This is a genomic window from Pseudomonas sp. TE3911, assembly GCF_054062775.1.
The window spans coordinates 6,374,881-6,389,796 of the sequence record NZ_JBSSFP010000001.1 but is presented as its reverse complement, the minus strand read 5'-3'; the positions used below and the strand labels follow the sequence as shown (position 1 = coordinate 6,389,796).

The 14,916-nt window shown below is 58.8% G+C and carries 12 protein-coding genes; 7 read left to right on the top strand and 5 right to left on the bottom strand.

From position 1 onward, the window contains the following. The first annotated feature begins 66 nt into the window (after positions 1-66). Positions 67-1,500 (top strand): ArnT family glycosyltransferase, encoded by a 1,434-nt coding sequence (locus ACVWXD_RS29200; protein ID WP_286818351.1) that lies wholly within the window; start codon positions 67-69, stop codon positions 1,498-1,500. A gap of 19 nt (positions 1,501-1,519) precedes the next feature. On the opposite strand, the gene ACVWXD_RS29195 is transcribed toward ACVWXD_RS29200, so the two are convergent. Next, positions 1,520-2,008, bottom strand: a complete 489-nt coding sequence (locus ACVWXD_RS29195) for a TIGR00645 family protein (RefSeq protein WP_005791582.1) — start codon at positions 2,006-2,008, stop codon at positions 1,520-1,522. Positions 2,009-2,173: 165 nt separating this feature from the next. On the opposite strand from ACVWXD_RS29195, the gene ACVWXD_RS29190 reads away from it, so the two are divergent. After that, the gene (locus tag ACVWXD_RS29190) at positions 2,174-3,997 is read left to right on the top strand and encodes a hypothetical protein (protein ID WP_081797591.1); all 1,824 of its coding nucleotides are present in this window, start codon (positions 2,174-2,176) and stop codon (positions 3,995-3,997) included. A 6-nt stretch (positions 3,998-4,003) separates the two neighbouring features. On the opposite strand, the gene ACVWXD_RS29185 is transcribed toward ACVWXD_RS29190, so the two are convergent. Together ACVWXD_RS29185 and ACVWXD_RS29180 are read right to left on the bottom strand one after the other, a co-directional pair. Beyond that, complete coding sequence (locus ACVWXD_RS29185) at positions 4,004-4,321, bottom strand: PA4575 family protein (RefSeq protein ID WP_032884774.1); 318 nt, start codon at positions 4,319-4,321, stop codon at positions 4,004-4,006. 298 nt (positions 4,322-4,619) lie between these two features. Next, positions 4,620-7,058, bottom strand: a complete 2,439-nt coding sequence (locus ACVWXD_RS29180) for a Lon protease family protein (protein ID WP_032884683.1) — start codon at positions 7,056-7,058, stop codon at positions 4,620-4,622. A 267-nt stretch (positions 7,059-7,325) separates the two neighbouring features. On the opposite strand from ACVWXD_RS29180, the gene ACVWXD_RS29175 reads away from it, so the two are divergent. The 5 genes from ACVWXD_RS29175 (at position 7,326) to ACVWXD_RS29155 (ending at position 11,303) form a co-directional block, all read left to right on the top strand. Next, positions 7,326-7,814, top strand: a complete 489-nt coding sequence (locus ACVWXD_RS29175) for a DUF3015 domain-containing protein (RefSeq protein ID WP_027605327.1) — start codon at positions 7,326-7,328, stop codon at positions 7,812-7,814. Between the two features lie 92 nt (positions 7,815-7,906). Continuing rightward, on the top strand, positions 7,907-9,760 hold the full coding sequence (locus tag ACVWXD_RS29170) for an Lnb N-terminal periplasmic domain-containing protein (RefSeq protein ID WP_032884682.1): 1,854 nt from the start codon (positions 7,907-7,909) through the stop codon (positions 9,758-9,760). Between the two features lie 153 nt (positions 9,761-9,913). Beyond that, positions 9,914-10,219: a chorismate mutase gene (locus ACVWXD_RS29165; RefSeq protein ID WP_032884681.1), complete on the top strand. Its 306-nt coding sequence runs from the start codon at positions 9,914-9,916 to the stop codon at positions 10,217-10,219. Positions 10,220-10,378: 159 nt separating this feature from the next. Then, on the top strand, positions 10,379-10,735 hold the full coding sequence (locus ACVWXD_RS29160; protein WP_032884679.1) for a hypothetical protein: 357 nt from the start codon (positions 10,379-10,381) through the stop codon (positions 10,733-10,735). Between the two features lie 70 nt (positions 10,736-10,805). Beyond that, positions 10,806-11,303 (top strand): GreA/GreB family elongation factor, encoded by a 498-nt coding sequence (locus ACVWXD_RS29155; protein WP_122681725.1) that lies wholly within the window; start codon positions 10,806-10,808, stop codon positions 11,301-11,303. On the opposite strand, the gene gdhA is transcribed toward ACVWXD_RS29155, so the two are convergent. Both gdhA and ettA read right to left on the bottom strand, forming a co-directional pair. Next, positions 11,300-12,637 (bottom strand): NADP-specific glutamate dehydrogenase, encoded by a 1,338-nt coding sequence (gdhA, locus tag ACVWXD_RS29150; protein ID WP_032884677.1) that lies wholly within the window; start codon positions 12,635-12,637, stop codon positions 11,300-11,302. The two genes, ACVWXD_RS29155 and gdhA, sit on opposite strands and share 4 nt — an antisense overlap. A 349-nt stretch (positions 12,638-12,986) precedes the next feature. After that, the gene (ettA, locus tag ACVWXD_RS29145; protein ID WP_032884676.1) at positions 12,987-14,651 is read right to left on the bottom strand and encodes an energy-dependent translational throttle protein EttA; all 1,665 of its coding nucleotides are present in this window, start codon (positions 14,649-14,651) and stop codon (positions 12,987-12,989) included. Positions 14,652-14,916: the final 265 nt, after the last annotated feature.

The following is a 14,916-nucleotide window of genomic DNA, read 5'->3' as shown; positions in this document are numbered from 1 at the left end:
TCCCTATACTCATCGATTGTGAGCCTTTCCCTCAAACGATCCCCCTTCTCTCGGTAGCCAGACTCCATGACGCGTCCCGCTCCTCTGCTGCTCCTGCTTGCAGGTCTGCTGTTCTTCTTGGCCCTGGGTAACCATGAACTGCAAGGCTCCACCGAGGCCCGTGTCTCGGGCATTGCTATGGCCATGCACTTGGACAATGACTGGGTCGTACCGCAACTGTTTCGTGAGCCCTTCCTGGAAAAGCCGCCCCTGAGCCTGTGGCTGGACGCCGGAGCGATTCGCCTGTTTGGCGGCACACCTGGGGCGGTACGGCTGGCTTCGGCATTTGCCGGTCTGTTCAGCGTGATGCTGCTCTATGGAATGCTGCGCAGGTTCGGACGCCCAAAGGCACTGGCGTTTTGCGCAGCGCTGATCCTCGCGACCATGGCTAGTTACTGGGGCAATGTGCGCGGCGTGGGTGAAGATTCACTGCTCAGCCTGGGCGTGACCACCGCGCTGCTGGCGTTCTACCAAGCCGTGCGACCCGGGCGTGAGGGTTCCAGTGCGTGGGCATGGATGCTGTTTACCGCCGGCATGGTGATCGCCACCCTGAGCAAAGGCGTGCTGGGCCTCGCGTTGCCGGGCATCGTGATCTTTGTGTACCTGACCAGCATCAGCCTGATGGACAAGCGCCTGCGTATCGGCGAGTGGCTCAAACCGGGCGTGTTCACCGTGCTGGCGTTGGTGCCGTTAATGATCTGGCTGGGCTTCCTGTTCCAGCGCGGCGGGATGCAGGCCGTGGGCGAAGTGTTGTGGACCAACAGCGTCGGGCGGTTCAGCGGGTCGTTCGTCGAGGCTGGGCATTACGAGCCGTTTTACTACTACTTCGCGAAGCTGCCGCAAGCGTTCCTGCCCTGGAATATCCTCGTGTACCTGGGCCTGTGGCACTTTCGAAAAAGCCTGGTGCGCGATCGCTACCGCCTGTTTTTCAGTGTCTGGCTGGTGGCGCAGTTCACTCTGCTGACTCTGGCGTCCAGCAAGCGCACCGTTTACCTGATGGCACTCACGCCAGCCGCCGCCGTGCTCGCAGCAGAATATGCAGGTGTGCTGTTGGAATGGCTCAAGGTGCGCAAGCCGGCGCTGTACCGCTACCACCGGGTTGTGATCATCGGCGTGTTCAGCCTGGCAATGGTCAGCTACCTGACGGCGGCGTTCTGGTTCGCACCCAAAGCAGACAAGCGCGAGTCTTTCGTACCCGTGATCAGTCAGGCCAGGGCGTTTCAAACTGAAGGTAAGAACGTGGTGATGTTCCAGCCCAATGAGCGCATCGCCGGGGCGAGCGTGTTCTATCTGCAGGCCTACTTGCCGATCCTGCAGACCGAAGCTGAATTACACAGTTTTCTCACGGCCAAGCCCGGCAACGTTGCATTGCTGGACAACACCCGCCAACTGAGCGGGAAGATCACCGTGATCAAGGAGATGAAGATCGGTCGCCAGCCTTACTACTTCATCGAGCAGTAAGGCCAGCGCACGCAGGGCATCAGTGCTTGGTGAGCTTGTCCAAGTAGCCCATGGCAAAGGCCGAGACCACGAAGGTCATGTGGATGATCACGTACCACATCAGGTGCTGGGGATCGACGTTCTTGGCGTCCATGAAGATGCGCAGCAGGTGGATCGAGGAAATCGCCACGATGGACGCCGCCACTTTCATCTTCAGCGACGAAGAGTCCATGGTGCCCAGCCAGTTGAGCTTTTCCTTGTTTTCATCGATATCCAGCTGCGACACGAAGTTCTCGTAGCCGGAAATCATCACCATCACCAGCAAGCCACCCACCAGCGCCATGTCGATCAACGACAGCAGCAGCAGGATCACTTCCGCTTCCAGCATTGTGAAAATGTTGGGAATCACGTGAATGATTTCCTGGAAGAATTTCAGCGCCAGGATCAATAAACCCAGGGATAACCCCAGGTAGATCGGCGCCAGCAGCCAGCGTGAAGCGTACATAGTGTTTTCGATAAAGCGTTCCATGGGGTCTCACACAGCTTGGCTAAAAATGGCGGCGAGTATACCAGCCGCTACAAGACACCTGTAAGCGCGAGAAAACTGACCCAGGCGGCATCTGTAAGAGAATTTTTCTGCTAGTGTCGAGCCCATCTCAACTCGGCTCGATGACGTCGGACAGGAAAAACTCAGATGATGGATGTGCGATCCCCTTTGGCCAGCATTGGCCTGTGCGCGGCATTGCTGCTGGCCAGCGGCTGCTCCCCCAGCGACGAGCAGAAGCAGACGACCCTCGAAGAGAAAACCGCCAAATTCGAACAGTCCCTCGACAGCATCCAAGACCCCAAACTGCGTGACGCCGTCGCCGACCTCGGCGGTTCGCTGCTATTGCTGGAACGGGCGCGGGTCAAACTGGCCACCAAGCCCATCGAGGCCGAGTACGGCGAAGACAACCTGGCCCTGCTCAAGCACTACCCCACGCCCCAGGCGCTGGTGGATACCTATATCAATGGCCTGTTCGTACTGCGCAAGACTTCACACTCCGACTACCTGACGGATTTGCAGCCGGTCTTCCCGTTCAGTTTCAACATGCCCGACCAATTCCCCTTCCCCCATGGCCTGGAATGGCAGTCGGTCACCTTGAGCAACAACAAAGTCATCCCCTTCCAGCCGGAATGGTCGGAGACAGACCCCGGCATTCAGTTAAGCCCCAGCAGCTCCAACCTGACCAACCCCGATGACCTGACGGTGACTTACCCCTTCATCGACGGCATCGAGACGGAAAACAAGAGCCAACCCCAGCCTGTCACCCTAAAAGGCGCGGTCGAAGTCATCGCGCCGGGCAAGGTGCTGACGTTCGACCTGTCGAAAAAGGACGTGGGTCACAAACGCACTGAGGGCAATATCACCCTCAATTTGCTGCTGCTGGAGAAGAACTACGCCGAAATCGAGCTGACCAACAGCGAGCCACTGGCGCCGCAAGTCGGCGACGAGTCGCCAAACCCTCTGCTGGTGCAGGCGCGCGACACTACCGGGCAATTCCTCACACGCTCAGGTTCGATCAACGAAAGTGCCGCGCAAGTGGCGTTCTACGAGAAACAGTTGGCCGAGATGCAAAAGCAGAAGGCCTGGTCGGAGGGGTTCGAAAAACAACTGACGGATGAACAGAAAGCTTTCGAGCATAAGCAGGGCAGTCATTACGCCAAGGTGTATTTCAACGGCCTGATCGATACCCTGCAGGTCAACGTGATGGACTTTTCCACGGCGTCCGTTACCCGCAAGGACCTCGACTTGCCGGTGTTGCGCTTCGACAAAAACAGCCTTGAAAAGACCGTACAAGCCTTGCCGATGCCGGTCACCGTCTACGACGACAGCGCTGCCAGCTGGCTCAAAGACTCGGCAATGACCGAAGAACAACTGAAAAACAGCGTCAGCATCAGCCAGTCTGTCGAAGACGCCAGTGCCGCGCATATCGTGTTCGACCACCCGTTCACCTTTAATGACGACCTGGTCGGTGCAGAGCGCAACAGCAGCGAATCGCCGATTACCTTTTTTACGGCGGACGAAAAAGGTGAGCGCGGCGACCCCATCGAGCTGCCGACCGAAGCGTTCGAGCTGAATCCGGCCCGTGGAACTCTCACCTACGACCTCACCCTGTTCCCGGAAAACCCGGCGTTTGTGGTGGGCTCAATCCCGCTGTTTTTGGCGACTATCGAGAAAGGTGAGTTAGACGTGGCCAAGCTGCCCAAGGGCTTGTCGCTCAAGGACAATGCGCTGATCGTCGATCAGAAAGAATTCCCGGCCGACAGCTGGCGCTTCTATGCCAAGGACGCCAGTGGCCAGTACCTCAAGGAAATCCTTGGGGTGAGCCACCGCGCCGAGGAATACGGTACAGCGATGTTTGACGTGCATTATTTCTACGGCCGACCAACCGCACTGGAAAGCTACCAGCGCACCGACCTGAACACCGTGCAGTACGGCTTCGAGGTCAAGCTGGACAAGCCCGACAGCAAGTGACCGCCACTACAGCGCAAGCGGCTCATGGTTGCCATTGAGCTGCCGCAGATGGGCCTGCATATGCAGGCACCAGATCTGTGGGTCGCCCGCCACTTCATAGCCGTGCATGGTCAGGCTATCCACAATCGATTCCAGGATGGTTTGCGCCGCAAAAGGCCCATGAAACGGGCCTTGGGACTTGATGGTGGACGGCTGTTCACCGGACATTCCGGCGGCAAATAACAAGGTCCACATCCCGTTATCCCCCGCGAGAGGGCGAATGGAGCATTCGATACGGGTGACCAGGCCAAAGCACTGGCGGGTAAGACAAAGGTTGCGCGGCATGGCGGCGACCCTCGGCAGATCGGTGTTCAGCCCGGCCTGGGGCAAGGCTGTTTCTATCCAGCGACTCCTGTGAATATCCCTAAAGCAGAGAATAGAAGAAAAACCCGACAAACCAAGGCCGTAGGGACCAACGGACATTAGTCCCTCAGAAGGAAGTCAATTTAGTGACGCAAGCAGTTCCAAATGTGGAAGGGGGCTTGCTCCCGATGCAGTGTGTCAGTCGACATTTAGATGACTGACCTATCGCAATCGGGAGCAAGCCCCCTCCCACATGTTTGACCCGGCCTGGCCTCAGAACTCAGGTGGGCTTGGCTTCGGCCAGCGCCTGCTGCGCCAACTCCTTCTCCGCCTCTTTCAAGTCTTCCTCGCTGATCATCTCGGCAATCGCACGCAAACGCTCGACCACTCGCGCATTGACGGTCCCTTCCGGGAACTGCCCCTCGGCGTCCGGCTCACCCGCGTCTTCACCCACCAACAGGCTCAACGCCTCATCGGCCTGGCGCACCGCGTAGATATGGAACTGCCCGGCACGGACGGCCTGCAAGACCTTCTCATCAAGCATCAACGTAGCAACGTTGGCCTGAGGAATGATCGCCCCTTGCTCACCGGTCAAACCGCGCGCTTCACAGAGACGGAAGAAGCCTTCAATCTTCTCGTTGACCCCACCTACCGCCTGCACTTCACCAAACTGGTTGATCGAACCGGTGATGGCAAAACATTGCTTGAGCGGGGTTTTCGACAGGGCCGAGATCAAGGTGCACGCCTCGCCCAGGGACGCACTGTCGCCGTCCACATAACCGTAGGATTGCTCCAGCGCGATGCTCGCCGAAATCGCCAGTGGGAATTCCTGGGCATAACGGCTGCCCAGGTAACCCGTGAGGATCATCACGCCCTTGGAGTGAATCGGCTGACCGAGGTTAACCTCACGTTCGATGTCGACAATGCCGCTGCCGCCCGGGTACACCGTGGCGGAAATCCGCGCCGGTACGCCGAATGCCGAGTCACCGACTTCCAGCACCGTCAGCCCGTTGCACTTGCCCACGGCCGCACCGGCGGTGTCGATCAGGATCACCCCGGCGAGCATGTCATCCAGGATCCGTGCCGACACGCGGCCGGTACGGGTGGCCTTGGCTTTGAGGGCGCGCTCGATATGGCCGGCATCGGTCATTTCATCGCCGGCCAGGTGGCGGATAAAGTCCGCCTCGCTCACCAGTTGAAACAAGTCACCAATACGCGCCGACAAACGGCCCTGATGCTCCGCCAGCCGCGCGCTGTAAGTCGCCAGCCGCGCCACCGCGTCCGAGGTCAACGGCGCCATGCCCTCTTCCGAGGTCCGGGTTTTGAGCAACTGAGCGAACTGCTCCAGGCTTTCGTCGACCATCGGGATGTCTTCGTCGAAATCCACCAGCACCCGGAACATCTCCTGGAAGTCCGGATCGGCGTCCTGCAACGCGTAGTAAAGCTGGCGCGAACCGATAATGATCACCTTGACCTGCAACGGAATCATTTGCGGGTTGAGGGTCACGGTAGCCAGACGGCCCAGCTCGCCCAGAGGCGATTCCATCTTCAACTTGCGCGATTGCAGGGAGCGCTTGAGGGCGTCCCACACGAACGGCTCGCTGAGCATTTTTTCGGCTTCGAGGATCAGGAACCCGCCATTGGCACGGTGCAAGGCACCCGGTCGCAGTTGGCGATAGGTGGTGTAGAGCGCGCCCTGGTCGGTGCTGTACTCGATACGGCCAAACAGGTTGTCGTACGTCGGGTGCGGTTCAAACACCACTGGGGCGCCGCCGTTGACCGGGTGCCCAACCACCAGGCTCGGGCAGTATTGCTCTTCGAGCAGCTTGCGGGCCTGGGCGTCGGTCTTGGCGTCGTCGACCAATTGCTCGACCACAGTTTTCAGCAGGTACACCTGCATCGCCTGCAAGTAACCGCAGACAGCTGCGTTCTCAGCGTATTTTTCCGACAGTGGCGCAAGCAAAGGTTGCAGGGCCAAGGTGATGGTTTCTTCGTTGAACTGGCGCAGTTGGTTGTTGGACTCACGCTTCCACTGCGGCAGGCTGGCCAACTCCTCGTTGAGGCGCTCTTCCAGCTCGGAAATATCTGTGTGGAAACGCTCGCGATCTACTTCCGGCAGTTGCGAAAACTCGGCTTCGTCCAGCGCCTTACCGTCGAGCATCGGCGTGAACGCGATGTTGGAACTGTCGCGGTACAGCGCCACGTCCTTTTCCAAAGCCAGGCGTTCGATCACATCGAGGGCCTTGTCGTAACGCTGGTTGAACGCGCGGTCGATGGCGCTTTTGCGCTGTTGATAAGTCGGGTGCTCAAAGACCGCCGGGAAGGTGGCCACCAGGTTGTCGACCAAGCCGTTGATATCGGCAATGAACGCCGCCGCTGCACCGCCTGGCAGTTCCAGGGCGCGTGGTTCGCGGGGTTCATCGAAATTATTCACATAGACCCAGTCCGCCGGGGTCTGCAGGCGCTTGCCTTCGGCCTTCAGGTAGCGTTTGACGAACGAGAAGCGACCGGTGCCCGGCTCGCCCATGACAAACACGTTGTAACCGGGGCGTGGCATGGCCACACCGAACTGCAACGCTTCAACTGCGCGTTCCTGGCCAAGCACACCGCGAAAGGGCTCCAAATCATTGGTGGTCGAGAAGCTGAACTGTTCAGCGGAAAAAGGACGAGTCAGCGCTTCGGGCGCTAGACGCAGGCTGGCAGCAACAGGATCAGGCATCGGGCTTCCTTACATCAGGCGGGGCAGATGACGGCATTCTGGCTCCCCGTTGCGCGCTCTGGCAAGGCGAGCCTTTGTGAAAGCGTAGACACCGAATGAGTCCTACAAAAAAATCGCGACATCTCTGATTGTTTTATAAAAACACACGGAACCCTTGGAACGTGCCTAAACTCCAAACTGCGCGGGTTGGACTAATAACCGATCCCTAGGGCGCTATGAAGTGCCTGAACCCTTGTCCATTGGTTTGCACACAAAGAGAACAAAGCTATGAAACGGATCCTTCTCGGTACTCTCTTCACCGTCGTCTCCCTCAATGCAATGGCTGAAGCACCAGGTGGCCCGAACTGCGGTTGGGGCAACATGTTGTTCGAAGGCCAGCGCGGCACTCCGGCTCACTTCCTGGCTTCCACCACCAACGGTACTTCGGGTAACGCCACCTTCGGCATGACCTCGGGCACCAACGGTTGCAGCACCAACAGCGCGCTGACCTACGGCGGTAAGTCCTGGATTGCCATGAATGGCATGATGAACGAGCTGTCCGAAGACATGGCCAAGGGTAATGGCGAAGCACTGACCACTTACGCGGTGGTACTGGGCGTTGCTCCGGAAGATCGCGAACACTTCGCTGCAGTGGCTCACGAACACTTCCAGCAAATCTTCAGCAAGGCCGATGTGACCGCTGAAGACGTGCACAATAACACTCTGGCTGTACTGAAAGGCGATGCCCGTCTGGCGAAATACGCTACCCAGGCTTAAGCTCGACCTGCCCGCGCCTCCCCAGGCGCGGGTTTTATTTTTGGACCCGCTTCCCCTTTGGGTCTCTCTAATTTCCGACTTAAGTTGCCCCTATGCTCAAACGCTTTGCCTGGATGGCACTCTTCGCCTGCGCCCCGCTGTACGCAGCACCGCACCTTGATGATCAACGTTTGCAGCAATTGGCCAACGATCCGTTCTGGCTTTCGCTGGGCCATTACGAAGCCGGCAAAATCAGTGGCTGGCGCAGTTATGTCAGCGAGCAGAAATTTTTCCTCGCCCCCGATGGTGCCCATCACCCGGATGCCGAACTCAAGGCCACCGTTGAAGCACTCTATGCTCCGGCCAGCCTGGGTGAAAAACACGCCCAATGTGTCTACCCCGCACGTACCCGCTGGTTAAAGGATCAGTTGCACCTGACTGACCTGCCCGCCGTGGACTGCACCGAATTCAAGCAATGGTTCAAGGACGTCTCGCCCCATAGCGCGGTGATGATCTTCCCGGCGGCCTACCTCAACAGCCCGTCCTCGATGTTCGGCCACACCCTGCTGCGTATCGACCAGGCCGACGTGCAGAGCAACAAGACCGCGCTGCTCAGCTACGCGATCAACTTCGGCGCCTATATAGAAGGCTCGGACAACAGCATTCTCTACGCCTGGAAAGGCCTGATGGGCGGCTACCCCGGTCTGTTCGCGCTGGTGCCTTACCAGGAAAAACTCTCCGAGTACCGCAGCCTCGAAAACCGCGACCTGTGGGAATATCGCCTTAACCTCACCCAGGTCGAGACCGAGCGCATGGTTGAGCACGTGTGGGAGCTCAAGCAGATCCAGTTCGACTATTTCTTCTTCGACGAAAACTGCTCCTATCGCCTGCTGGAACTGCTGCAAGTGGCCCGCCCCGGCCTGCGCCTGACCGAGCAATTCCCGCTGACCGCCATTCCTACCGACACCGTCAAGGCAGTGAAGGACGCGGGCCTGGTCGAGAAGATCGACTACCGACCGTCCCGCGAGCGCGAGTTGCTGGAGCGCGCAAAGCCGCTGGACAGCGACGAGCAGCAATGGGTGCTCAAGGTCAGCGATGACCAGCAGCAACTACAAGAGCCTGCTTTTAAAGCGTTACCCCGCGAACGTCAGGCCCTGATCATCGACGCCGCCTATCGCCTGGGCCGCTACCGTGCAAATGGCCTTGAACGGGACACCGCACGCTCCCAACGCAGCTTCGAACTGCTGCGCGCGATCAACCAGAACCCCGCGCCCGATCTAAAGATCACGCCTCCCGGCCTGCCGGAAAACGGCCATGAGTCGCGTACCTGGCAAGCTGGCATCGGCACCCGGGGCGACAAAGCCTTCGGTGAATACGGCCTGCGCATGGCCTACCACGACCTCAACGACAACGCCGAAGGCTTCCCCCTCGGCGCCCAGATTGAAATCCTGCAAATGAAACTGCGCCAGTACGAAGGTAACCACTGGCAATTGCAGCAACTGGACCTGGCTACCATCCGCTCCCTGACCCCACGCAACGCCCTGCTGCAACCCTGGTCCTGGCAAGTCACCGGTGGCCTGGAACGCGTGCCGGGCAAACACGACGACGAAACCCTGGTCGCCCACGTCAACGGCGGCGCCGGCGGCACCTGGCAACTACGCGACGACATGCTCGGCTTCGCCCTCGGCACCGTGCGCGTGGAACACAACAACGACTTCAACGAAGCCATCTCCCCCGCAGCCGGCTTCAACACCGGCGTGCTGTGGAAAAACCCGCTGGGCAACTTGAGCCTGGAAGCCAAGGGCGATTTCTTCACCAATGGTGAAGTGCGGCGCAGCATCAGCCTCAACCAACAGTGGGAACTGTCCCGTAACCTGGGCCTGCGCCTGAGCGCACAGCGCGAGTACAGCCACCTGTCGACGCCGGTGAATGAAGTGATGCTTGAAGTGAAGTGGTATCACTACTGACCAAAGCCTGGCGAAAATCAAAAATGTGGGAGCGGGCTTGCCCCCGATGACAGTGTTTCAGTTAAGTATTGACTGACAGACACTCTGCTATCGGGAGCAAGCCACCTCCCATATTTTGTTAGCATTGCCCGCACAATCAGGAGTTCACTCGACATGGCCGTTACCTGCACCACCCTTGAAGACGTTCGAAACAACATCGACCGCCTCGACCAGCAAATCGTCACCCTGCTGGCCGAACGAGGCCGCTACGTATCACAGGCAGCACGCTTCAAAAAAGACACCGATGGCGTCAAAGCCCCACAGCGGGTTGAGCAGGTGATCACCAAGGTGCGGGAATTATCGGAGACCGTGGGCGCAAACCCCGAGGTAACCGAGCAGGTCTATCGCGCAATGATTGCGGCATTCATTGAGCAGGAATTGGCGGAACACAGGGCTTTGGCGAACAGCCAGGCCACATAGTCTTTTGTGGTGAGGGAGCCCAGCTTCCTCATCACCGGTTCGGCACTCACCGACCGATCTCATCGTGCTCCACACCTTTCTCACACCCCTTTCACACCTCCCCGACAAATCCCTATCTAGACTTCCCCTATCAGCCGTTAAACGGCCAGGGAGCAAGCAATGTGGCGGTATGCAGTAATACTGTGTGCGATGGTGTGGCTGGCGGGTTGTCAATCGACTCATCAGGAATTGCTGGCCAGAGGTTATCCACCGGCCTTCGCCGATGGATTTGACGATGGCTGCAGCAGCGGTCGCCAGGCCGCCGGAGTGATTTCCGGGGAGTTTCGCAAAAATGTCCCGCGCTACCTGAAAGACCGGACATACGCCGAAGGCTGGGAGGACGGCTTTCGCCAGTGCAAGGCCATGCGTGAAAACGAAGAACTGCGCGACTACAAGGACAATCACTGGGACGACCGTGAGCGCGCCTGGCAGCACGAGAAGGATCGCGATGCCGCTCGGGCCTATCGCTCGCAATAGGTCGCTTTCAGACATCCATCGAAACTAAAGCGCAGCGAACATGGCCCAAGCTCCATAGAGGGAGAACGTCATGAGCCGAGCTTTTGTAAATGAGGATAACGCCGCCGCCCAAGCTGATCAGCCAGTGGAGCGTCAGGTCAGTGAGCAACCCAATCACTTGACCGCGCAAGGGTTGGCGCAGTTACAGGCCAAGGTTGCACAGTTGAACGCTGAGCACAGTGCCGAATCTGCCAAGGGTGAGCAGGCCGATAAGCAGCGCCAGGCCGATCTTGAGCGGGATTTACGCTACTTCAACCAACGCGTCCAGAGCGCCCAGGTCGTGGCGCTGGCCACCGGCACCGACAAGGTGCAGATTGGCAGCTGGGTGACCTTCGCCAATGAGCATGACGAGCAACAGCGCATCCAGTTGGTCGGTGAAGACCAGGCCGACGCCAGCACAGGCCTGATCAACTGGGGTTCACCCCTGGGCCGCGCGTTGCTGGGCGCCCAGGTGGGTGATGAGGTGCTGTGGAAGCGCCCCGTTGGCGATCAGCTGATCGAAGTGCTGCGTATCGAAGCCGAGACCTAGACGATGCCTTGGGCCAGCATCGCGTCGGCGACTTTCACGAAGCCTGCGATGTTCGCGCCCTTCACGTAGTTGATGCGGCCGTTTTCTTCGCCGTAGTGCACGCAAGCGTGGTGGATCGACTGCATGATGTTGTGCAGCTTGCTGTCCACTTCACCAGCGGTCCACAGCAAGCGCATGGCGTTCTGCGACATTTCCAGGCCACTCACCGCCACGCCGCCGGCATTGGATGCCTTGCCCGGTGCGAACAGAATGCCCGCCTCGATAAAGATATCCACAGCCTCAAGCGTTGTAGGCATGTTGGCGCCTTCGGCCACGCAAATACAGCCGTTGCGCAGCAAGGTGCGGGCGGCGTCGGCGCCGAGTTCATTCTGGGTGGCGCATGGCAGGGCGATATCGCAGGCCAGGTCCCACGGCGTTTGCCCCTTGCGGAACTCCAGGCCGAAACGCTCGGCCAGTTCGCTGATGCGCCCACGCTGAACGTTTTTAAGCTCCAGCAGCGCCGACCATTGTTCCTCGGTCAAACCACTTTCGGCGTACAGGGTGCCTTCGGAGTCAGACAAGGAAATCACCTTGCCGCCCAGGTCCATCACCTTACGCGCCGCGTATTGGGCGACGTTGCCTGAGCCGGAGACCGCCACACGCTTGCCCTCGACCCGTTTACCGTCGCGCTTGAGCATCTCTTCGGCGAAGTACACGCAACCAAATCCGGTCGCTTCCGGACGGATCAGACTGCCGCCGTAGGTCATGCCTTTGCCGGTCAACACAGAGGTGAACTGGTTGCTCAGGCGCTTGTACTGGCCAAACAGGAAGCCGATCTCACGTGCACCCACGCCGATATCGCCAGCCGGCACATCCACATCCGCACCGATATGGCGGTACAGCTCGCTCATGAATGCCTGGCAAAAACGCATGACTTCGGCGTCGCTCTTACCTTTTGGATCAAAGTCCGAGCCGCCTTTGCCGCCGCCCATTGGCAACGAAGTCAGGGAATTCTTGAAGGTCTGTTCGAAGGCGAGGAATTTCAGCACGCCCAGGTTCACCGACGGGTGGAAACGCAGGCCACCTTTGTAGGGGCCGATGGCGCTGTTCATCTGGATACGGAAACCGCGATTGACCTGGACCTTGCCGTGATCATCGACCCACGAAACCCGGAACGTTATCGCTCGTTCCGGCTCGCAGATGCGCTCCAAAATACCCGAGGTCAGGTAATGGGGATTGGCTTCAAGAAACGGCCACAGACTGCGTAGGACTTCTTCTACAGCCTGGTGGAATTCTGGCTGGTCTGGGTCGCGTTTTTTGAGGCGGGCAAGGAAGGATTCGACGGATTCGATCATGAAAAGTCTCGGCAAATTGATTGTTTTTAAGGGAGATTGAGCCGGACTTTATCAATTCATGTCGCACCGCGACAGGGCAAAATGTCGCTTTTGTGAATTTAAATGGTGCATTGGATATAAATAAACACAGGAAACAGGGTTTTTTCGCACCTAAAAGGGGATCTCAAAACCAGGTTGTGCACTAGTCGGGAAATAGCTATCGGGAGCAAGCCCCCTCCCACATTTTGGATGTGTTCACAAATCAAATGTGGGAGGGGGCTTGCTCCCGATAGGGCCATCAAAAACACTGCAAAACCCCAGCGCAAAAAAAAGCGGAGCCCGAGGGCCCCGCTTTTTTCAACCAGCCGGATCAGGCCAGTTTTTTGTGCCGTACACGGTGCGGCTGGGCAGCAGCTTCGCCCAAACGCTTTTTACGGTCCGCTTCGTACTCGGTGTAGTTACCTTCGAAGAACACCGCTTGTGAGTCGTCTTCGTACGCCAGGATGTGGGTCGCGACGCGGTCAAGGAACCACCGATCGTGAGAGATCACAATGGCGGCGCCCGGGAAGTCCAGCAGGGCTTCTTCCAGGGAACGCAGGGTTTCAACGTCGAGGTCGTTGGACGGTTCGTCGAGCAGCAGCACGTTGCCGCCCTCTTTCAAGGTCAGGGCCAGGTGCAAGCGACCGCGCTCACCGCCGGACAGGTCCTTGACGAACTTCTGCTGATCGCCGCCCTTGAAGTTGAAGCGGCCAACATAGGTGCGCGACGGAATTTCATAGTTGCCGATGCGGATCTGGTCAGAGCCGTCGGAGATTTGCTGGAACACGGTCTTGCTGCCGTCGAGGTCATCACGGCTCTGGTCCACACAGGCCAGTTGCACGGTTTCGCCAATCTCGATGCTGCCCGAATCCGGCGTTTCCTTGCCCATCAGCATGCGGAACAGGGTGGATTTACCCGCACCGTTACCGCCGATAACGCCGACGATCGCGCCTTTTGGCATGGAGAACGACAGGTTGTCGATCAACACGCGGTCGCCATAGCCTTTGGAAACGTTCTTGAATTCGATGACCTTGTCACCCAGGCGCGGACCGGCCGGGATGTAGATCTCGTTGGTTTCGCTGCGCTTCTGGAATTCCTGGGACTGCATTTCTTCGAAGCGTTGCAGACGTGCCTTGGATTTGGACTGGCGGGCCTTGGCGCCTTTGCGCACCCACTCCAGTTCTTCCTTCATGGCTTTTTCATGGGCCGATTGCTGCTTGGATTCGGCGGCCAGACGATCGGACTTGGCTTCCAGCCAACCGGAGTAGTTGCCCTCGTACGGGATACCGGCGCCACGGTCGAGCTCAAGAATCCAGCCGGCCACGTTGTCCAGGAAGTACCGGTCGTGCGTGATCGCAACCACGGTGCCCGGGAAATCGTGAAGGAAATGTTCCAGCCAGGCGACGGAGTCGGCGTCCAAGTGGTTGGTTGGTTCGTCGAGCAGCAGCATGTCGGGGGCCGAAAGCAGCAGACGGCACAGGGCCACACGACGCTTTTCACCACCGGACAAGAATTCGACCTTGGCATCCCAAGCCGGCAAGCGCAGCGCATCGGCGGCGACTTCCAGTTGGCGTTCCAGGTTATGACCGTCACTGGCCTGCAGAATGGCTTCGAGCTTGGCCTGTTCGGCGGCCAGCTTGTCGAAGTCGGCATCCGGCTCGGCGTAGGCGGCGTAGACTTCGTCCAGGCGCGCCTGGGCGTTTTTGATCACGCTGACCGCTTCCTCGACCACTTCACGCACAGTCTTGGTTGGGTCCAGGATTGGTTCCTGCGGCAGGTAACCGATGTTCAGTTCCGGCATAGGGCGGGCTTCGCCTTCGAACTCGGTGTCGACGCCGGCCATGATTTTCAGCAGCGTGGACTTACCCGAACCGTTGAGGCCGAGCACGCCGATTTTGGCGCCGGGGAAGAAGGACAGCGAAATATTTTTCAGGATTTCCCGCTTCGGCGGAACAACTTTTCCCAGCCGATGCATGGTGAAGACGTATTGAGCCATGGTGAACCTAGCGTCAGTGACTGATGAATTAAGCGGGCGAAGCCCGTGCCAAGCCATGCGCCGCGCGGGCCGTTGACTATCATCAATGCCAGCGAGCGAAAAAAGCCTGAGTATCTGGGGCTGGAACGCCCCCGCGTAACCGGCAAAGCTACCTCAATGCGCTTGGTCAGTCCAGCCAAGCAGGGCTGGCACTTTGCCACAAGTCAAGGCATGCTAGCCGCCCTCCGGGCGTCCGGCTTATAGTGCACGTCGCGCGCCAGTCCAG

Bases quoted from the DNA above. Each gene is read 5' to 3' on its own strand.
- ACVWXD_RS29200 (WP_286818351.1), top strand. From the start codon at position 67: ATGACGCGTCCCGCTCCTCTGCTGCTCCTGCTTGCAGGTCTGCTGTTC.
- ACVWXD_RS29195 (WP_005791582.1), bottom strand. From the start codon at position 2,008: ATGGAACGCTTTATCGAAAACACTATGTACGCTTCACGCTGGCTGCTG.
- ACVWXD_RS29190 (WP_081797591.1), top strand. From the start codon at position 2,174: ATGATGGATGTGCGATCCCCTTTGGCCAGCATTGGCCTGTGCGCGGCA.
- ACVWXD_RS29185 (WP_032884774.1), bottom strand. From the start codon at position 4,321: ATGCCGCGCAACCTTTGTCTTACCCGCCAGTGCTTTGGCCTGGTCACC.
- ACVWXD_RS29180 (WP_032884683.1), bottom strand. From the start codon at position 7,058: ATGCCTGATCCTGTTGCTGCCAGCCTGCGTCTAGCGCCCGAAGCGCTG.
- ACVWXD_RS29175 (WP_027605327.1), top strand. From the start codon at position 7,326: ATGAAACGGATCCTTCTCGGTACTCTCTTCACCGTCGTCTCCCTCAAT.
- ACVWXD_RS29170 (WP_032884682.1), top strand. From the start codon at position 7,907: ATGCTCAAACGCTTTGCCTGGATGGCACTCTTCGCCTGCGCCCCGCTG.
- ACVWXD_RS29165 (WP_032884681.1), top strand. From the start codon at position 9,914: ATGGCCGTTACCTGCACCACCCTTGAAGACGTTCGAAACAACATCGAC.
- ACVWXD_RS29160 (WP_032884679.1), top strand. From the start codon at position 10,379: ATGTGGCGGTATGCAGTAATACTGTGTGCGATGGTGTGGCTGGCGGGT.
- ACVWXD_RS29155 (WP_122681725.1), top strand. From the start codon at position 10,806: ATGAGCCGAGCTTTTGTAAATGAGGATAACGCCGCCGCCCAAGCTGAT.
- gdhA (WP_032884677.1), bottom strand. From the start codon at position 12,637: ATGATCGAATCCGTCGAATCCTTCCTTGCCCGCCTCAAAAAACGCGAC.
- ettA (WP_032884676.1), bottom strand. From the start codon at position 14,651: ATGGCTCAATACGTCTTCACCATGCATCGGCTGGGAAAAGTTGTTCCG.